16 protein-coding genes are annotated in these 19,094 nt (G+C 72.4%); 8 read left to right on the top strand and 8 right to left on the bottom strand.

Features of this window, described 5'->3' with window-relative positions; all coding sequences use genetic code 11:
* The first annotated feature begins 96 nt into the window (after positions 1-96).
* Entirely contained in the window at positions 97-2,091 is a 1,995-nt protein-coding gene (locus tag EEW87_RS14315) for an FG-GAP-like repeat-containing protein (RefSeq protein ID WP_123092413.1), read from the top strand.
* A gap of 29 nt (positions 2,092-2,120) precedes the next feature.
* Here EEW87_RS14315 and EEW87_RS14310 read toward each other — a convergent pair whose 3' ends face one another.
* Together EEW87_RS14310 and EEW87_RS14305 are read right to left on the bottom strand one after the other, a co-directional pair.
* Entirely contained in the window at positions 2,121-2,858 is a 738-nt protein-coding gene (locus tag EEW87_RS14310; protein ID WP_123092414.1) for a hypothetical protein, read from the bottom strand.
* Positions 2,855-4,813, bottom strand: a complete 1,959-nt coding sequence (locus EEW87_RS14305; RefSeq protein ID WP_163562466.1) for a penicillin-binding transpeptidase domain-containing protein — start codon at positions 4,811-4,813, stop codon at positions 2,855-2,857. Before EEW87_RS14305 ends, EEW87_RS14310 begins: the two co-directional genes overlap by 4 nt.
* Positions 4,814-4,908: 95 nt before the next feature.
* On the opposite strand from EEW87_RS14305, the gene EEW87_RS17180 reads away from it, so the two are divergent.
* The 3 genes from EEW87_RS17180 to EEW87_RS14290 all read left to right on the top strand — a co-directional run bounded on the left by EEW87_RS17180 (position 4,909) and on the right by EEW87_RS14290 (position 8,440).
* On the top strand, positions 4,909-5,718 hold the full coding sequence (locus EEW87_RS17180; RefSeq protein ID WP_123092416.1) for a LysR family transcriptional regulator: 810 nt from the start codon (positions 4,909-4,911) through the stop codon (positions 5,716-5,718).
* Positions 5,715-6,623: a serine hydrolase gene (locus EEW87_RS14295; protein ID WP_123092417.1), complete on the top strand. Its 909-nt coding sequence runs from the start codon at positions 5,715-5,717 to the stop codon at positions 6,621-6,623. The genes EEW87_RS17180 and EEW87_RS14295 overlap by 4 nt, the downstream gene beginning before the upstream one ends.
* Before the next feature lie 128 nt (positions 6,624-6,751).
* Complete coding sequence (locus EEW87_RS14290) at positions 6,752-8,440, top strand: alpha/beta hydrolase (RefSeq protein WP_123092418.1); 1,689 nt, start codon at positions 6,752-6,754, stop codon at positions 8,438-8,440.
* 78 nt (positions 8,441-8,518) lie between these two features.
* Here EEW87_RS14290 and EEW87_RS14285 read toward each other — a convergent pair whose 3' ends face one another.
* From EEW87_RS14285 to EEW87_RS14260, 6 genes are all read right to left on the bottom strand, one after another.
* Positions 8,519-9,187 carry a GOLPH3/VPS74 family protein gene (locus tag EEW87_RS14285; protein WP_123092419.1) on the bottom strand — a complete coding sequence of 223 codons (669 nt, stop codon included), beginning with the start codon at positions 9,185-9,187 and terminating at the stop codon, positions 8,519-8,521.
* Between the two features lie 120 nt (positions 9,188-9,307).
* The gene (locus EEW87_RS14280) at positions 9,308-10,738 is read right to left on the bottom strand and encodes a dihydrolipoamide acetyltransferase family protein (RefSeq protein ID WP_123092420.1); all 1,431 of its coding nucleotides are present in this window, start codon (positions 10,736-10,738) and stop codon (positions 9,308-9,310) included.
* A gap of 1 nt (position 10,739) precedes the next feature.
* The gene (locus EEW87_RS14275) at positions 10,740-11,729 is read right to left on the bottom strand and encodes an alpha-ketoacid dehydrogenase subunit beta (protein ID WP_123092421.1); all 990 of its coding nucleotides are present in this window, start codon (positions 11,727-11,729) and stop codon (positions 10,740-10,742) included.
* Positions 11,729-12,967, bottom strand: coding sequence for a thiamine pyrophosphate-dependent dehydrogenase E1 component subunit alpha (locus EEW87_RS14270; RefSeq protein ID WP_224767056.1), 1,239 nt, complete (start codon positions 12,965-12,967; stop codon positions 11,729-11,731). The genes EEW87_RS14275 and EEW87_RS14270 overlap by 1 nt, the downstream gene beginning before the upstream one ends.
* 164 nt (positions 12,968-13,131) lie before the next feature.
* Positions 13,132-14,208, bottom strand: a complete 1,077-nt coding sequence (gene hisC / locus EEW87_RS14265) for a histidinol-phosphate transaminase (RefSeq protein WP_123092422.1) — start codon at positions 14,206-14,208, stop codon at positions 13,132-13,134.
* Complete coding sequence (locus tag EEW87_RS14260; protein WP_068272060.1) at positions 14,208-14,600, bottom strand: phage holin family protein; 393 nt, start codon at positions 14,598-14,600, stop codon at positions 14,208-14,210. Before EEW87_RS14260 ends, hisC begins: the two co-directional genes overlap by 1 nt.
* A 223-nt stretch (positions 14,601-14,823) precedes the next feature.
* Here EEW87_RS14260 and EEW87_RS14255 point away from each other — a divergent pair, with 223 nt between their 5' ends.
* From EEW87_RS14255 to EEW87_RS14240, 4 genes are all read left to right on the top strand, one after another.
* Entirely contained in the window at positions 14,824-15,729 is a 906-nt protein-coding gene (locus tag EEW87_RS14255) for an ABC transporter substrate-binding protein (RefSeq protein ID WP_123092423.1), read from the top strand.
* On the top strand, positions 15,729-16,736 hold the full coding sequence (locus EEW87_RS14250; RefSeq protein ID WP_123092424.1) for an amino acid ABC transporter permease: 1,008 nt from the start codon (positions 15,729-15,731) through the stop codon (positions 16,734-16,736). The genes EEW87_RS14255 and EEW87_RS14250 overlap by 1 nt, the downstream gene beginning before the upstream one ends.
* On the top strand, positions 16,736-17,560 hold the full coding sequence (locus EEW87_RS14245) for an amino acid ABC transporter ATP-binding protein (protein ID WP_123092425.1): 825 nt from the start codon (positions 16,736-16,738) through the stop codon (positions 17,558-17,560). The genes EEW87_RS14250 and EEW87_RS14245 overlap by 1 nt, the downstream gene beginning before the upstream one ends.
* Before the next feature lie 244 nt (positions 17,561-17,804).
* Positions 17,805-19,085 carry an MFS transporter gene (locus EEW87_RS14240; RefSeq protein ID WP_205473737.1) on the top strand — a complete coding sequence of 427 codons (1,281 nt, stop codon included), beginning with the start codon at positions 17,805-17,807 and terminating at the stop codon, positions 19,083-19,085.
* The last annotated feature ends 9 nt before the right edge of the window (positions 19,086-19,094 follow it).

The following is a 19,094-nucleotide window of genomic DNA, read 5'->3' as shown; positions in this document are numbered from 1 at the left end:
CAACTGTAATGAGCGCGGCTGGGCAGTCGCCGAGACGGGGACCGACGACGGTGCCAGGATGGGCCCGACCACGTCGCGAGCGCAGGGAGATCCGCCATGTCCGTCCGAAGCACCTGGCGGTCCCGCGCCGGCCTGACCGTGGCGTGGGCGGCCGTCGCCGCCACCGCCCTGAGCACCGCCGGACCGGCCAGCGCCGCCGACTCCGGCCCCGTCGACGTCCAGGTCGTCTGCGACGGCGTCGGCGAGGACACGGTCACCGTGACCGGCGACCTCGCCTCCGGCGGCACCGCGGCGATCGCCTCGGGCCCGCTGACCGTCGTCGGCCGACCCGGCTTCACCGGCACCGACGCCTCGGGACGCGCCGTGACGGTCGACCCGACAGGCGACGGGGTCACCTGCACCGCCCGCTCGACGGTGAGCGCGGGCTCCCTTCGCCAGGTCCTCCCCTCCACCCAGGCGGCGAAGGGGGCGACCTCCTCCTCCGTGACCGGCCGGCTGACCTTCACCGTGACCGTCGACGCGGACTCGGTGAACACGGCGGCGGCGCGCCGCGCCGAGGCCTCGGGCGAGACGACGACGGCCGCGGCGGGCGACTTCCCCTTCGAGTACACGCTGCGCACCTACCTCGCGGGACGTCCGGGCGCGGTCGGTGTCGCCGTGCGCATCCCCGGCACGTCGCGCGTCTACACGTACACGAAGACGAACGCCCGCAACGTCACGGCGAGCATCGTCAAGACCGAGATCATGGCGGCGGTGATGATGCGCGCGCAGGACGCCGGGCGGGGGCTCACCGACTGGGAGAAGAGCAAGATCGTCCCGATGATCCGCTACAGCGACAACGGCGCGACGACGGATCTCTTCAACAGCATCGGCGGCCGCGCCGCCCTCGACCGCGCCTCGGCCCGGCTCGGGATGACGGCGACCTACGCCGACTCGGGCGGCCGGTGGGGCCTGACCTCGACCGTGCCGCAGGACCAGGCCCGGCTCATGGAGCACTTCGCCCGGGCGACGGGTGTGCTGTCGCAGACCAACCGCGACTACGGGCTGACCCAGATGCGCAGCATCTCCTCCGACCAGGACTGGGGCGTCACCGCCGGCGCGCCCGCCGGGACGGTCGCGCTGAAGAACGGCTGGCTCCCGCGCACCGACGGCTGGCACGTCAACAGCATCGGATACAGCACGAGCGGGCAGGACTACACGATCGGCGTGCTCACGCACGACGACCCGGGAGCCTTCGGCACCCAGATCACGACGATCGAGGGGGTGTCGCGGATCATCCACAAGTACAAGGACCGGCTCGTCCCCTCGACCCCGCCGCCGGCACCCCCGGCCCGCGGGACCTTCGGCGACGTCGACGGCGACGGACGCGCCGACCTCGTCGGCACGAGCGCCAGCGGCACGATGTACCTCTACCGGGGCGACGGGCGGGGCTCCTTCGCCGACAAGGTCCGGCTCAAGACCGGGCCGAAGGACGCCACCTGGTACGGCAGCGCGGGTGACCTCAACCGCGACAAGCGCGCCGACCTGCTCGTGCGCCGCGGTGACGGGCGCCTCCAGCTGTGGATGAGCTCGGGCAGCACCGGGTACGCCTCGCCCCGCACGATCGCGACGTCCTGGGGCTCGTACACGAGCATCGCGAGCGGCACCGACGTCGACGGCAACGGCTCGCTCGACGTCGTGACGCGCAGCGTCGGGGGCGGTGCGACCCTGCACTCGATCAGCGACTCCGGTCGGCTCACGACGGTCCGCACGATGGGCAAGCCCTTCGTCTGGTACCCGACGATCCTCGCGACGACCGATCTCGACGGCGACGGACGCGGCGACATCCGTGGGGTCGCCACCGGCGGTCGGATGCGCGCGTGGCGCTCGACCGGCTCGACGTGGAGCCAGCTCTCGGGGACCTCGCTGGGCTGGGAGCGCTACTCGGTCGTCGCGTCACCGGGCGACGTCAACGGCTCGTCCACCGGGCAGGCCGACGTCATCGGTCTCGAGGGTCGCGAGCTGCACGCGTGGTGGGGCACCTCCGACGGCGACACCTCCGGGCCCGTCCGCCTCGGCCCGAGCGGCTACGGGATGGTCCACCTCTTCTGACGCGACGGCTCGGCGGACGGGCGTGCCCCTCAGCGGGGCGAGCACGCCTGCCCGTCGACGCTGCTGTAGTACGGCGCCGCCGGGTCGACGGACACGGTGACGGTCGTGCAGGACGTCGCCGAGACCGAGCGGCTCGTGTCGCCCATCCGCTCGGAGCGCGCGGTGCGCTGCACCGTCGCGCGCAGGGTCGTCGGGTCGTCGCTTGGCAGGACCCGCACGACGAGACCTCTGCGCGTGAGCTCTGCCTCCGCCTGACGCCGGTCCACGACCCGCCCCCGCCGGACCTCCTCCTGGGTGCGGTCCAGCGCACCGGAGATGTCGACGAGCGCTGCGTCGTGGGCGGCCGAGGCGTCGGACCAGTCGACGGAGGTCGCCGGCGCCTCGGGCGCCAGGCGCGGCGGGCAGGCGGTGGCGCGCGAGACGCCGTCCGGCTCGACCTGCGCGCAGGCCACTCCCGTGCGCACGGTGTCGTCCGTGAAGGGGTCTGCCCCGGTGTCGAAGCGCCACACGGCGAGGTCGACCGTCCCGTCGGCCTCCAGCTCCAGCACCCGGTAGGAGACGGCGTTCGCGGCGAGCTGCTCGCGGACCGCTGCCGACGGGCGCGCCCACTGCTGCCTCGGCACCCTCTCGAGCAGCGCGACGACCTGGGCCACGCCCTCCTCGGCCCGCGCGTCTGCCTCGGCCTGCCTGGACGAGCACCCGGCGACGAGCGCGACGCCGAGCACCGGGGCGGCCAGCGCGAGGAGACCGCTGCGCCGTCGGCTCACCGCTGGAGGCGGCGCAGGTAGTCCTCGAGGACCGGGCCGGCGGTCGACGCGCCACCGGGACCATCCGCGACGAAGACCGCGACCGCGAGGTCGCCCTGGGTGCCGATCATCCACGCGTGGGTGCGCGGGGGCTCGTCGGTGCCGTACTCGGCCGTGCCGGTCTTCGCACCCACGGGCCCGCCCGGCACGTCGGCGAGGAAGCGCGCCGACCCGTCGGTGACCACACCACGCATGAGGCTCCTCAGCTGCTCGCTCTCGGCCGCCGTGAGCGGTCGTGCGGGACTCGCGGGCCGGCGCGACCCGCCGTCGAGCACGAGGACCGGCGAGACCGCTGCCCCCTTCGCCACGCTGGCGGCGACGGTCGCCATGCCCATGGGGGTCGACAGGACCGTGCCCTGCCCGATGGTCGCGGCGGCCAGGTCGACGTCGGCCTTCGGGTCGGGCACGTCACCGAGCTCCGCCGGCACGCCGAGGGAGGGGTCGAGGGTGAGACCCAGCGCCTCGGCGGCCTCGTCGAGCGCTCCGTCGCCGAGACGGTCGCGCTGCGAGATGAGCGCCGTGTTGCACGAGCTGGCGAAGGCCGTGGCGAAAGGGACGTCACCTGTCGCGCTGCTCGGGTAGTCGTCGTAGTTGGTGAAGGAGCGCCCCTCGACCGTCGTGGTCGTCGTGCAGGGCACACGGGTCTGCGGCGTGATCCCGCTGCGCAGGAGCGCGAGCGCGGTGACGGTCTTGAAGGTCGAGCCGGGCGCGTACTGGCCGAGCGTCGCCGTCGAGGTCCCCTCGCTGCCCGGCCCGCTCGCCGCGGCGAGGACGTGGCCGTCCGACGGACGGATCGCGACGACCGCGCTCTCTGGCGCGACGTCCTCGAGCACCGCCTCGGCCTGCTCCTGATGGGTCCGGCTCAGCGTCGTGCGCACGGACCGGCCGTCGACGGCCGGCACCGAGCGCAGCTCACGTGGCTTCGCGGATCCCTCGAGGTCGACCGCCTCGACGACGTAGCCGGCCGTCCCGCGCAGACGGTCGTCCTGGGCGAGCTGCAGCCCGCTCGTGCCGACGACGTCACCGGCGCGGATCGCCCCCTTCGACCCCTCCACCTGCTCCGCCGTCGCCGGACCGACGCTGCCGAGCACCGCACGGGCGAAGGTGCTCGTCGGCGCGAGCGGCATCGTGTCCTCGACGCCCCGCGCGCCCGGGATCTCGGCGATGCCGCGCGAGACCTCGTCGAGCTCGGGAGCCTGGGCGCGCAGGACGATCGCCTCGACGAAGGCCTGCGGTCCGGCGGCCTCGACGGCGTCGACGAAGGGTCCGACCTCGACGTCGACGAGCTCGGCGACCTCGCGTGCGCTGCGCCGCGCCTGGCCGAGGGACGACGTCTGCGAGCGGTCGACACCCACGCGCACGACCGCACGGTCGGCGACCAGGGCCCGTCCGCCGTCGCCGAGGACCTCGCCCCGCTCGGCGCTCAGCCGGCGCGCCTGCAGCCCCTCTCCTGCTTCGAGGTCCGGTGCGAGGAGACCCGGCTCCCAGGTGCCCGACCAGCGCTCGCCGTCACGCCGCACGGCCAGCGTCGTCTCGTAGGTCCACGGCTGCTTGTCCTCGTGGATGCGCCACGCATGCTCGAAGGTGACGGTGCCACGTCGGGCGTCGTCGTCGAGGCTGACCTCGCCCGCGGTCACGGTGTGGGCGATCTCGCCCATCCCCTCGAGGACCTCGCCCATCTTGCCCTCGGACGGCGCGCCGTCGAGCGACGGGGGTCGCCCGGCAGCGAGGTCCTGCGCGACCTGCTCGGCGTGCTCCTGGGCCGCGCCGACGGCTGCGGCGCTGCTGCGCCTGTCCTGCCACCACCACCCCGTCCCGACGGCGAGGACCAGGGCCAGCACGACGACCACCGCCATGCCCCGTCGGCGCCGCCCGTGACCGCGACCGGTCGTCGTCTCGTCCTCGCCCCTGCGCATGGGTCCACCGTCACCTGACGGCGGTCGAGAGTCAAAGACTATGGAAGGCGGCATTCGATATCGGACAGATATCGGGCGGGGGCTACGGTGCCCTCATGGACCTCGTGCGCCACCTCCGGCTCTTCGTCGCCGTCGCGGAGCACCGCCACTTCGGTCGTGCGGCCGCCAGCCTGTCGATGGCCCAGCCCCCGCTCTCGCAGGGGGTCCAGCGCCTCGAGCGCCACCTCGGCCAGCGGCTCTTCGACCGAGATGCCCGTCGGGTCGCGCTCACCGCTCCCGGGTCCGCCCTGCTCCCCGCGGCCCGCCAGCTGCTCGCCGACGCCGACGCCCTCGTCGAGAGCTCACGCCGGTGGTCCGAGCGGCGCTGCGTCCGCCTTGGGCTCGCGGCCGACCTCGACACCCTCGCCGGGCCGGTCCTCGCGCACCTCGTCGGCACCGGCATCGACGTCGAGCCCGTGCTCACCGGCAGCACCGAGCTCGTCGGGCGGCTGCGCGACGGCGACCTCGACGTCGTCCTCGTGCGGCACCCCGTGGCCCTCGACGGCCTGCTCACCGGAGACGTCATCACCGTCTCGGCCGCCGTCGTCCCCGACCATGACGACCTGCCGCTCGTGCTCCCGCCACGCAGCCACCACCCGGCGGCCCACGACCAGGTCGTCGACGCACTGCTCAGGCTCGGTCGCCTGGCTCCGGTGCACGAGATCGCCTCCGCGCAGGAGCGGTCCGTCCGGGTCGAGGCCGGTCTGGCCTCCGGGCTGCGGCCGACGCAGGAGCAGGACGTCCAGGACGGGAGCGCAGACATGGTGCCGCTGAGGTACCGCGCCGCGGTGCCGGTGATCTCCGAGCAGCGGCCCGACCTCGACCACGCAGCGGTCGTCTCGGCCCTGTACGAGGCCCTGCGATGACTCGTCTCACCCAGGCCGCCCGGGCCGTCGAGCGGACGGCCGAGGACGCCGGCATCACCGCGCACGTCCATGCCCGTCGGGTCGACGACGTCGAGGACGAGATCGCCGTCGGGGCCGACGTCGCCGTGCCGATGGCCTCGTTGTACAAGGTCGCGGTCGCCGGGACGTGGGCGGCGCTCGTCACCGCGGGAGAGCTCGACCCCCTCGCGGAGGTCGTCCTCGACCCCACGGACCGCACCGCCGGCCCGACGGGGGTCAGCGCGCTGCAGGACCGCGTCGTGCTCACGCAGCGCGACTGCGTCCGCCTCTCCCTGGCGGCGTCGGACAATGCCTGCGCCGCGGCCGTCCTGTCGCTCGTCGGTGCCGACGCGGTCCAGACCTGGCTCGTGGGGGCCGGGTGCCGCTCCACCGACGCGCGACGCGGGACCGCCGACGCCATGCGGGCGGTCGTCGCCGAGACCGGAGGCCGCGACCTCGGCCAGGCCCTCGCCCTGCTCGCCGACCCGGCCGCGGACCGGACGACGAGCGAGTACGACCCCGCCCTCACGAGCAGCTCGACGGCACGCGACCTCACGACGATGCTCGCCCACCTGTGGCGCGAGGAGTCGGCGCTGCCGGTCCGCGAGGCGATGCGCCGGCAGGTGTGGCGCCACCGGGTGGCGTCGGGCTTCCCGCACGACGACGTCGTCGTCGCGGGCAAGACCGGCACGCTCGGCCGGCTGCGTCACGAGATCGCCGTCGTGGAGATCCCGGGCGAGGTGCCTGTCGCCGTCAGCGTGCTCACCAGGTCGCTGCGGCCGGAGTCCCACCAACCGCGGGTCGACACCGCGATCGGCGTCATCGCACGCACGGCCGTGCACCCCCTGCGCCGACCGGCCCCCTCCGGCGCCGAGCTGGGGGGCTGATCTGGGGCCCCCCCCTTCGCCAGATCGCCGCGAACTGGTCACCCCAAGGGGGTGCGCAATCCGCCCCGGAGGAGGAAGGTGTCTCCTGCGCCTCGTCCGGGGCGCATCCCCGAGGGAGGACATTTCGCATGAGGAGAACTCTCACGGCACTGACGACGGTGGCCCTGGCCGCCGGACTCGGGTCGTACGCCACGGGTGCGGCGAACGCCACGCCTGAGGTCGCGGCAGCGCCGTCGACCGTCGCCGCACCGTCCGTCGCCACCGCGCCGGTCGTGCCGGACGCAACCGCCACGCAGGTCCACCGCTACACCCCGCCGCCGATCCGCTGGGGCTCGTGCGAGAGCGAGCGCCTCCAGGGTGCCGGTGCTCAGTGCGGCATGCTCACCGTCCCCATGGACTACACCCGCCCCACCGGGACGAAGATCAAGCTCGCCGTCTCGCGGGTCAAGGCCGACCCGTCCGTGCGCTACCAGGGGGCCATGCTCGTCAACCCCGGCGGCCCCGGTGGCTCCGGTCTCGGCCTCGCGGTCCTCGGCGAGTTCGTCCCCGACGGCGCCGGTGCCGGCTACGACTGGATCGGCTTCGACCCCCGCGGGGTCGGCAGCTCCCAGCCCGCGCTCACCTGCGACGGCAACGTCACGGCCGCCCCGCGCCCGTACTACACGCCCTTCAAGAGCACGATCTACACGCAGTGGATCAACCGCTCGAAGGACTACGCCAACAAGTGCGCGAAGAACGGGTCGATCCTCAAGCACATGCGCACGTCGGCGACCGTGGCCGACATGGAGTCGCTGCGCCGGGCCCTCGGCCGGCACCAGATCAACCTCTACGGCTTCTCCTACGGCACCTACCTCGGCCAGATGTACGCCAGCAAGTACCCGAACCAGGTCCGCCGCTTCGTCCTCGACGGCGTCGTCGACCCGCGTCGCGTCTGGTACAAGGCCAACCTCGACCAGAACATCGCCTTCGAGAAGTCGATGCGCCAGTTCTTCAACTGGGTGGCCGACAACGACGCCTCGTACGGCCTCGGCACGGACGGCCAGGACGTCCGAGCGAAGTGGTACAAGCTGCGCTCGAAGCTGTACTACAACCCGCAGGGCAAGCTCGGGCCGTCGGAGTTCACCGACGTCTTCCTCTCCGCGGGCTACTACGTCTACGACTGGGACTACCTCGCCCAGGTCTTCGCCGCGGCGCAGGAGGGCAACTTCTCCCCCGCCGAGCAGACCTACGTCGAGGGCAACCCGACCGGTCCGGGCGCCGACAACGGCTACGCCGTCTACGCGGCGGTGCAGTGCACCGACGCCATCTGGCCCGCGAAGTGGTCGACGTGGCGTGAGGACGCGTGGCAGCTCAACAAGTCCGCGCCCTTCGAGACGTGGGGCAACACGTGGTTCAACGCCCCGTGCCACTGGTGGCCGGCGCAGTCCCAGCAGGACCCGTACATCAACGGCAGCAAGGCCCCGGCGATGCTCCTCATCGGCGAGACCAACGACGCGGCGACGCCCTTCTCCGGCGCCATCGAGGTCCGTCGTCGCTTCCCGAAGTCGGTCCTCATCGAGGGCGTCGGCGGCAGCACCCACTCGGGCTCGCTGTCCGGTGTCGCCTGCACCGACGACAAGATCGCCGCGTACCTGAAGTCGGGCACGCTGCCGACGCGTCGCTCGGGCGTGCTGTCCGACGTCAAGTGCGCGCCCGTCCCGGCCCCCGAGCCGAGCGTCACCGCGGCCGCCCGCAAGAGCGGTCAGCCGACCGAGAAGTCCGTCGGGATCAAGAACCGCGAGCTGCGCGAGCTGCTCGACGGGGCCCGCGGCTTCTGATCGCCGTCGCACAGCACCACCACCGCGAAGGGGGAGGGCCGGCTCGCCGGTCCCTCCCCCTTCGTCATGCGCTCGAGGTCAGCTCGACCCGCCGGCGACGACGACGGGGATGACGACCGCGGTGATCATCGCGGTGTTGAGCGCGCTCACGGCCCGGCCGACGGCGTCGCCGGCCGGGGTGCTGGCGACGACCTCCTCGACGCGCTTCTTCAGCTCGCGCGAGCTGCGCCCGGCCGCCTCGGCCTTGAGCACGCGGTGGGCGACCCCGAGGCCCTGGAGCACGGAGAGGATCGTCGCGTCACCACGCGAGGGCGCCTGCGCGCCGGCGAGCACCGCGGCCAGTCGGCTGCGCACATGCGCCTCGGGACCGGGGTCGAGGGTCGGGTAGCGGTCGGGGACGAGGCCGAGCATCCGCTTCGGCTCGTGGCCGATGACGCCTCCTCCCTGCAGGCGGACGACGACGAGGGGCTCGGGGTTGAGCTCGCGGTCGGCGACGAGGCTGGACAGCCGGGTCCCGGGCCGCTTCTGGACGAGCCGCAGGACCCCGTGGTCGAGGACCGGGTCGCCCGTCGGCGAGGAGTCGACGAGGTGGGCCTTCGGGTCGCGGTCGTCGCTGAGGTGGAGCCGGCCCGCCTCGACGAGATCGGCGAGGAGGGAGGCGGTGAGACCGAAGCCGCGCTGGGACATGCCCTCGAGACGGCCGTCGTCGGTGGTCAGCAGCAGGAAGAGCTCGTCTGTCGTCCTCATGACCTCGACGTTAGCGAGGGGGCAGGGAGGCGCACCTCCCTCTGCCGGATGACCCGCTCTCCGCCGTGAGGACGAGCGAAGGGGGAGCCCGCGGGCTCCCCCTTCGCCGTCGCTCCCGGGTCAGGCCCAGACGAGCGCCTGACCGGGGTCGTGCAGGAGGGCGGCGACGTCGGCGAGGACCTTGCTGCCGAGCTCGCCGTCGACCATCCGGTGGTCGAAGGAGAGCGCGAGCTGGGTGACCCAGCGCGGCTCGATGCTCTCGACGCCGTCGCGCTCGACGACCCACGGCATCCGCCGCACCGCGCCGAAGGCGAGGATCGCCGCCTCGCCGGGGTTGAGGATCGGGGTGCCGGTGTCGACGCCGAAGACGCCGACGTTGGTGATCGTCACCGTGCCGCCGGCGAAGTCCGCCGGCTGGGTGCGACCCTCGCGCGCCGTCGCGACGAGCTGGGCCATCGCGTCGGCGAGCTCGCGCATCGGCATCGAGTCCGCGCCCTTGATGTTCGGCACGACGAGCCCGCGGGGGGTCGCCGCGGCGATGCCGAGGTTGACGTCGCGCCGGTAGACGATCTCCTGCGCGGCCTCGTCCCAGCTGGCGTTGACGTCGGGGTTGCGCCGGATCGCCAGGCACAGCGCCTTGGCGACGACGAGCAGCGGGGTGACCTTGACGTCGCGGAAGGCCCGGTCCTTCTTGAGCCGGTCGACGAGGTCCATCGTCGCCGTGACGTCGACCGTCACGAACTCGGTGACGTGCGGCGCGGTGAAGGCCGAGTCGACCATGGCCTGGGCGGTCACCTTGCGCACGCCCTTGATGGGGACACGACGCTCGGCGGGGATCCCCCGCTGGTCGGTCGCGGCCACGACCTTCTGGTCGAGGTGCGAGGCACGAGCCTCGAGACCACCGTCCGAGGAGGTCGAGGTGGAGGCACCCGAGGCCGCGGCCTGGACGTCCTCACGGGTGACGACGCCCCCAGGACCGCTCGGGGTCACGGACGCGAGGTCGACGCCGAGGTCCTTGGCCATCTTGCGCACCGGCGGCTTGGCGAGCGCGCGGGCGCGCTCACCGGTGACCGGGGCGGCCGGGGCCGGGGCGGGCTCGGGCTGCGGGGTCGCCTCGACCGGCGGGGCCGGCGAGTAGGCGACCGGCTGCTCGGTCGGCAGCGAGGCCTGGGCGGGCTCCCCGCGGCGCGCCCGACGACGGGTGGACCCCGCCTTCGCGCCGTAGCCGACGAGGTTGGGCCCGCTGGACTCGTCCGGTTCCTCCGCCGTGGCGGAGCCGGCCGGCGGCGCGGCGGCGGGGGCCGCCTCGCCCCCGGTGTCGACGACGATGATCGGCGCGCCGACGTCGACGGTGTCGCCCTCGGCGGCGAGCAGCTCGACGACCCGGCCGGCGAAGGGGATGGGCAGCTCGACGAGCGACTTCGCGGTCTCGACCTCGACGACCATGTCGTTGACCTTGACCTCGTCGCCGACGGCGACCCGCCAGGTGACGAGGTCGGCCTCGGTGAGGCCCTCGCCGGGGTCGGGGAGGTTGAACTTCTGCAGCGCCATGTCAGTACCCCAGCGATCGGTCGACGGCGTCGAGGACCCGGTCGAGGTCGGGCAGGAAGTGCTCCTCGAAGCGGCTCGGCGGGTAGGGGATGTTGTACCCACCGACCCGCAGCACGGGCGCCTCGAGGTGGTAGAAGGCCTCCTGCTGCACGAGCGCGGCGATCTCCGCGCCCAGACCGAGGAAGGTCGACGCCTCGTGGACGACGACGGCCCGGCCGGTCTTGCGCACCGACTCGAGGATGCGCGGCAGGTCCAGCGGGCTGAGGCTGCGCAGGTCGAGCACCTCGAGGCTGCGCCCCTCCTGCTCGGCGGCCTCGGCCGCGGCCAGGCAGACCTTGACCATCGGGCCGTAGCAGAGCAGCGTCGCGTCGGTGCCCTCGCGCAGGACGCGGGCGTCGTGCAGGCCGAGGACGGGTCCGGCGGCCTCGTCGATCTCGACCGTGCCGCGCTCGTGGTAGCGCCGCTTGGGCTCGAAGAAGATCACCGGGTCGTCGCTGGCGATGGCCTGCTGCATCATCCAGTAGCCGTCGGCGGCGTCGGAGCAGGTGACGACCCGCAGACCGGCGGTGTGCGCGAAGTAGGCCTCGTTGGACTCGCTGTGGTGCTCGACCGCGCCGATGCCGCCGCCGCAGGGGATGCGGATGACCATCGGCAGGCGCAGGTGGCCCAGGGAGCGGGCGTGCATCTTCGCGACCTGGCTGACGATCTGGTCGAAGGCCGGGTAGACGAAGCCGTCGAACTGGATCTCGACGACCGGGCGGTAGCCGCGCAGGGCCAGACCGATCGCGGAGCCGACGATGCCGGACTCGGCGAGCGGGGTGTCGATGACCCGGTCCTCGCCGAAGTCCTTCTGCAGGCCCTCGGTGATGCGGAAGACGCCGCCGAGCTTGCCGACGTCCTCTCCCATGAGGACGACCTTCGGGTCGTCCTCCATCGCCTTGCGCAGGCCCGCGTTCAACCCCTTCGCGAGGGTGAGCTTGGTGCCGGCCATCAGTGACCACCCTCCCCGACGAAGGACTCGTGGTAGGCGACGAACTCCGCCTTCTCGGCGGCGACGACCGGGTGGTCGTCGACGTAGATGTCGTCGAACATCGTGGGCAGCTCCGGGTCGGGCATCGTCTGGCAGGCGTGGCGGATGCGGGCGGCGACCTCGTCGGCCTCCGCGTCGACGGCCGCGAAGAACTCGTCGTCGCCGTGCCCGTGCTCCTCCATGAAGCCGCGCATGCGCTTGATCGGGTCCTTGTCGCGCCAGATCTCGACCTCGGCCGAGCTGCGGTACTTCGTCGGGTCGTCCGACGTCGTGTGCGCGCCCATCCGGTAGGTGTAGGCCTCGATGAGCGTCGGGCCCTGGCCCGAGCGGGCGTCGTCGAGCGCCTTGCGGCACACGGCGTAGGTCGCGAGCGGGTCGTTGCCGTCGACGAGCACACCGGGGATGCCGAAGCCGCGCGAGCGCTGGTAGGGCGGGATGGTGAACTGCTTGTCGTTCGGCTCCGAGATCGCCCACTGGTTGTTCTGGATGAAGAACACGAGGGGGGCGGAGGTCACCGAGGCGAAGACGAGCGCCTCGTTGTAGTCGCCCTGGGCGGTGCCGCCGTCGCCGGTGAAGGCCATGACCGCGGTGTCGCGCTCCGGGTCACCGGTGCCGACCGCGCCGTCGGCCTTGACGCCCATGGCGTAGCCCGCCGCGTGGAGCATCTGGTTGCCGATGACGATCGTGTAGAGGTGGAAGTTGTTGGCGTTGGAGTCCCAGCCGCCGTTGTTGACCCCGCGGAACATGCCGAGGAGGTTCTCCGGCGGGACCCCGCGGCACCAGGCGACACCGTGCTCGCGGTAGCCGGGGAAGGCGTAGTCCTGGTCGCGCAGCGCGCGCCCGGCGCCGACCTGCGCGGCCTCCTGGCCGAGGAGCGAGGGCCACAGCCCGAGCTCGCCCTGACGCTGGAGCGCGTGGCCCTCGGCGTCGATGCGGCGCACGAGGACGAGGTCGCGGTAGATCATCCGCGCGTCCTCGCTCGTCATCTCCTCGACGATCGAGGCGTACGGCTCGTTGGCGGGGGTGATGCCCAGCCGGGTGCCGTTCGCGTCGACGAACTGGACCATCTCGGGGTTGTCGTCCGAGAAGTGCCCGGTGATCATCGACGGCGGGGTCGGCCCGTGCTCCGGCGAGGGCTCGAAGGCCCCGGCCATGTCGGCGCCGGCGCTGCGCTCCGGCACGACGTCGTTGTCGCTCATCTGCTACTCCTTCGGCCCTGGCGCTGGGGGTGACCCACCGGGGCTGCTGACGCGCCGCCATGGCGCGCGACGGGCGTGGCCACCGCGGGGTGAGCGGTGGCGCACGTAGGTGCGGGCCACACGCTAGCGCCTCCCCGGCAGGGGGCCCAACGCCGCCGTGCGGGTCAGGCCCGGAAGTCCCGGGCCACCTGCAGCAGACGGTCGTTGGCCTCGGTCTCGCCGATCGTCACCCGCACGCCGTCGCTCCCGTAGGGGCGCACCGACAGCCCGGCCTCGGTGCACGCCGCGACGAGCTCGGGCGTGCGCTCCCCCACCGGGAACCACACGAAGTTCGCCCCGCTCTGCGGCACGTCCCAGCCGGCCTCGGCGAGACCGGCGACGACGCGCGAGCGCTCGGCGACGAGCTCCTTGACGCGGATCTCGAGCTCGTCGGCGGCCTGGAGGGAGGCGACGGCGGCGACCTGGGCGAGGGTGTTGACGCCGAAGGGGGTCGCGGTCTTGCGCAGCGCCTCGGCGACCGGCTCGTGGGCCACGGCGTAGCCGACCCGCAGCCCGGCGAGGCCGTACGCCTTGGAGAAGGTGCGCAGCACGACGACGTTGGGCCGGTCGCGCAGGATCTCCAGCGCCCGCACAGGGTCGTCGTCCTGCACGAACTCCAGGTAGGCCTCGTCGATGACGACGAGGACGTCGGTGGGCACGGCGTCGACGAAGCCGACGAGCTCGTCGTGCCCGACGCTCGGGCCGGTCGGGTTGTTGGGCGTGCACACCATGACGACCTTGGTGCGCTCGGTGATCGCGGCCAGCATCGCCGGGAGGTCGTGGCGGTGCTCGGCGGTGAGCGGCACCTGCACCGAGGTGGCGCCGGAGAGCGCGACGACGATCGGGTAGGCCTCGAAGGAGCGCCACGCGTAGACGACCTCGTCGCCGGCGTCGCACGTCGCCTGCATGATCTGGCCGAGCACGCCGACCGACCCGGTGCCGGTCGCGATGCGCTCGCGGGGCACGTCGAGGTGGGCGGCAAGGGCGTCGGTGAGCGCGCTGACACCCATGTCCGGGTAGCGGTTCATCGTCGCGGCGGCGTCGCGCACGACGTCGAGGACCGACGGCAGCGGCGGGTAGGGGTTCTCGTTCGAGGAGACCTTGTAGACGGTGAGGCCCTCGCGGGCCACCGGGGGCTTGCCGGCGACGTAGGCGGGCACGGCGTCGAGCGCGCCGCGCAGGCGCACCGGGGTGTCGGTCATCAGTCGTCGTCCCCGTCGGGCAGGACCCAGCCGAGCACCATCGAGACGACCGTGATGATGACCGCCCCGAGCACGGCGTCCCACCAGAAGTCGCGGATGGCGAAGGACAGCCCGAGCGGCTCGCTGATCCACTCGGTGATCTGCAGCATGAAGGCGTTGACGACGAAGGTGAAGAGCCCGAGCGTGAGGACGATCGCCGGGAAGGACAGGACCTTCGCGATCGGCTTGACGACGGCGTTGATCACGCCGAAGAGGAGGGCGACGAGCAGGACCGTCGTGAACTTCGAGGCGAAGGTCGAGCCGTCCTCGCCGAGCGTGATGCCGTCGACGAGGAACGCCGCGACCCACAGCGCGATGCCGTTGACGACGACCTTGATGAGGAAGTTGGCCATGGGGTCAGTGTGGCAGTGAGCGAAGGGGGGATCACCCGGTCGTGGGTCGTCGACACGCCGACGTCGTGCGAGCGCGTGCGTCGGCGGCGGTCCTCATGGGCAGCGCGCCACAGGTTGCGGATGGGTCTCGACCGCGGGAGCATGCCTGACCCCCCGTGCCCGCTGGTGGCACCATGACCCCACCGGGCGCCACCCGCGCCCTCGGATACACGGAGGAACCCTCATGCGTCGTGCCCCCCTCGCCCTGGCGGCCTGCTTCGCCCTGACCACCTCGCTCGCCGCGTGCGGGTCGGACTCCCTCGAGGACCCGGGCGCCAGCGGGTCGTCGAGCTCGGCCACCGAGTCCGTCGACGTCAAGACCGACGACGAGCTCGCCGCCATGGTCCCCGCCGAGATCAAGGAGAAGGGCACGATCTCCGTCGGCTCCGACGCGTCCTACGCGCCCAACGAGTTCCTCGCCGACGACGGCAAGACGATCGAGGGCATGGACGTCGACCTCTTCGACGCCGTCGCCGCCAAGCTCGGCCTGAAGACGAAGTGGACCAACGGCGGCTTCGACGGCCTCATCGCCGGCATCGGGTCGGGCAAGTACGACGTCTCGGTGAGCTCCTTCACGATCAACGACGAGCGCAAGAAGGAGGTCAACATGATCAGCTACTTCGACGCCGGCACCCAGTGGGTGACGACCAAGGGCAACCCCAACGGCATCGACCCCGAGGACGCCTGCGGCAAGAGCATCGGCGTCCAGAAGGGCACCGTGCAGGTCGACGACCTCGAGGCGCGCAGCAAGAAGTGCGAGGCCGACGGCAAGGACGCGATCAAGGCCGTCGTCGAGCAGGAGCAGAGCAAGGTCACGACGAGCCTGGCCTCGGGCAAGGTCGAGGCCATGCTCGCCGACTCGCCGATCGCGCTCTACGCGGTCAAGCAGCAGGGCGACACCTTCGAGGCGCTCGGCGACGTCTACGACTCCGCCCCCTACGGCATCGTCGTCCCGAAGGACCAGACCGAGCTCGCCGACGCCATCGCCGAGGCGCTCAAGGCCATCGACGAGGACGGCACCTACGAGACGATCCTCAAGAACTGGGGCAACGAGTCCGGCGCCATCGACGACTTCGCCGTCAACCCCTGATGACCGCGACCTCGAGCAGCACGCCGCCCCCTTCGTCCGAGGGGGGCGGCGTCGCCGCGAGCGACGACGGTCGGCCGGGCACGATCGACGCGGTGCCCGTGCGGCACCCGGGCCGCTGGGTCGCCATCGTCCTGCTCGCGGTCGTCGCGGCGATGATCGTCTCGAGCTTCGTCACCAACGCACGCTGGGACTGGCCCTTCGCCTTCCAGGTGATGAACTTCAACCCGATCCTCGAGGGTCTGCTGAAGGGCACGATCATCGCGACGGTCGGCTCGATGATCATCGGCATCTCGCTCGGCGTCGTCGTCGGCATCATGCGGCTGTCGAGCAACCCGGTCCTGCGCGTCGTCGGCCTCGCGTACACGTGGTTCTTCCGCGGCGTCCCACGCCTGGTGCTCGTCTTCCTCTTCGGCGCGGGCATCGGCTACCTCTACCCGCGCTTCGACATCGGGCCCTTCCCCTTCAGCCAGCAGCTCGCGGGCTGGCTCGGGCTGTCGAGCGACCTGACGATCCTCACGCTCAACGTCAACGAGATCTCCTCGACCCTCATCTGGGGCATCATCGCGATGGGCCTGTCCGAGGCGGCCTACATGGCCGAGATCGCCCGCGCGGGCATCCTCTCCGTCGACGACGGCCAGCGCGAGGCCGCGGCCGCGCTCGGCATGAGCCCGAGCCTGTCGATGCGTCGCGTCGTCCTCCCGCAGGCGATGCGCGTCATCATCCCCCCGACCGGCAACGAGACGATCGCCATGGTCAAGGACACCTCGCTGCTCGCCTACCTGCCACTGGGCACCGAGCTGTTCTTCCAGGCTCAGGCGGTGAGCAACCGGACGTACAAGATCATGCCCTCGCTCATGGCCGCGACCATGTGGTACCTCGTCATCACGACCGTGCTCATGATCGGCCAGTACTACCTCGAGCGGCACTTCGGCCGCGGCTACGGCGCGACGCGCGAGCAGTCCACGGCCCACACGAAGAAGAACCGGATCCTCGGGAAGGGCGCCTGATGACCAGCAGCGCACGCACCATGCCTCTCGTCCACGCGGTGAACGTGCACAAGGCCTTCGGTCGCAACGAGGTGCTCAAGGGCATCGACATCGACGTCGACGAGGGCGAGGTCGTCTGCCTGCTCGGACCGTCCGGCTCGGGCAAGACGACCTTCCTGCGGTGCATCAACCAGCTCGAGGACATCCAGGCCGGTCGCATCTGGGTCGACGGGGACCTCGCGGGATACGTGCAGAAGGGCGAGAAGCTCCACCGGCTCAAGGACAAGCAGATCGCGGCGCAGCGCCGGGAGATCGGCATGGTCTTCCAGCGCTTCAACCTCTTCCCGCACATGACGGCTCTCCAGAACGTCATGGAGGCGCCGATCAAGGTGCAGGGCCGCAAGAAGGCCGAGGTGCGGGCCGAGGCGATCGAGCTGCTCGCCAAGGTCGGCCTCTCCGACAAGGAGTCGGCCTACCCCGCCCAGCTCTCCGGCGGCCAGCAGCAGCGCGTCGCCATCGCCCGGGCGCTCGCGATGAAGCCCAAGCTCATGCTCTTCGACGAGCCGACCTCGGCGCTCGACCCCGAGCTCGTCGGTGAGGTGCTGCAGGTCATGCGCGACCTCGCCGCCCAGGGCATGACGATGATCGTCGTCACCCACGAGATGGCCTTCGCGCGCGACGTCGCCGACCGCGTCGTCTTCATGGACGGTGGCGTCGTCGTCGAGCAGGGCGACCCGAAGACGGTCATCAACGACCCCCAGCACAACCGGACCAAGGCCTTCTTGTCCCGGCTGCGCAGCGAGCACGAGCAGGTGGCGGCAGCCGCCCGCGACCTCGTCGTCTGACCGGTCACCGACCGACCCGAGTCGCCGTCACCCCGCCGTGGGTGGCGGCGACTCGCGTCTGCCGGGCCGGCGTCTCGGTCCCGGGGCGCGACGAAGGGCGAGCCCCCCCTTCGCGCCGGTGGTCTCGAGGCTCGCGCCCAGAGGGCGCGTCGCACCTCGACCAGCGACAGCTCGGTCCCTGAGGTGCGAGCGCCAGCGAGCCTCGAAGGGCCGGGGGCCTCGAGGTGACACGTAGGGTGCTGCGGTGCGACGGGTGAGGGGGCTGCTGGCGGACACGCGGCCGTTGCAGATCCCGGAGTACCGGCGGCTCTTCGTCGGGCAGGCAGTCACCGTCGTCGGGGCCCAGCTGACCGTCGTCGCGGTGCCGGCGCAGATCTACGGGATGACCGGCAGCTCGGCCTACGTCGGGCTCACCGGCCTCTTCGGGCTAGTCCCGCTGCTCGTCTTCGGGCTGTGGGGCGGCTCGCTCGCCGACCACATGGACCGCCGGCTGCTGCTGACGATCACGACGTGGGGGCTCATCCTCACCTCCGCCGCGCTGTGGCTCCAGGCCCTCGCCGGGAGCACCGACGTGTGGCTGCTCCTGGTGATCTACGCGCTCCAGCAGTCCTTCTTCGCCGTCAACCAGCCCACCCGCGGGGCCGCGATCGCGCGGCTCGTGCCGGCCCCCCTTCGCCCGGCCGCCAGCTCGCTGTCGATGACGGTCTTCATGGCAGGGGCCATCGCCGGGCCACTCATGGGGGGTGCGCTCATCCCCCTCATCGGCTACGCCTGGCTCTACCTGCTCGACACGATCACCCTCTTCGCGACGCTGTGGGCAGTCGTCGGGCTGCCGCCGCTGCCGGTCGAGCGCGAGGCCGACGCGCTGCCGTCGAGCCCCGGGCTGCGCTCGGTGTGGGAGGGCCTGGTCTACCTGCGCGGGCACCCGGTGCTGCTCATGTCCTTCGTCCTCGACCTCGTCGCGATGGTCTTCGGGATGCCCCGCGCGCTCGTGCCCGAGATGGCGCACCTCGACTTCGGCGGGCCGAGCGAAGGGGGGCTCGCCTTCGCCGTCCTCTTCGCCGCGATGCCGGTCGGGGCCTTCCTCGGCGGGGTCTTCTCCGGGTGGGTCTCGCGGGTCGAGCGGCACGGCGTGGCGGTCGCGGGCGCGGTCGTCGTGTGGGGCGGCGCGATGGTCGGGATGGGGCTGGCGGTCATGGCCGCCGGCGGGAGCCTGGGGCCGATGCTGTGGGTCGCCGCGGGGTTCTTCGCGCTCGGCGGGGCTGCCGATGTCGTCTCGGCGGCTTTCCGGACCGCGATGATGCAGAGCGCGGCGACGGACGCGATGCGCGGGCGGATCCAGGGGGTCTTCCTCGTCGTCGTCGCGGGCGGGCCCCGGGTCGCCGACGTGCTGCACGGGGCGGCGTCGCCGGCGCTGGGGGCGGGTGCGACGACAGCGCTCGGCGGTGGGCTCGTCGTCGTGCTCACGCTGGTGCTGGCGCGGCCGGGCTCGCCCTTCGTGCGGTACGTCGCGCCTCGGGCGTAGGTGCGTGGG

The sequence above is a fragment of the Janibacter melonis genome (assembly GCF_003721155.3).
In the GTDB taxonomy this organism is placed as follows: Bacteria; Actinomycetota; Actinomycetes; order Actinomycetales; family Dermatophilaceae; genus Marihabitans; species Marihabitans melonis.
Note: the sequence above shows the minus strand (reverse complement) of the source record. Positions and strands in the feature narration are given on the sequence as shown.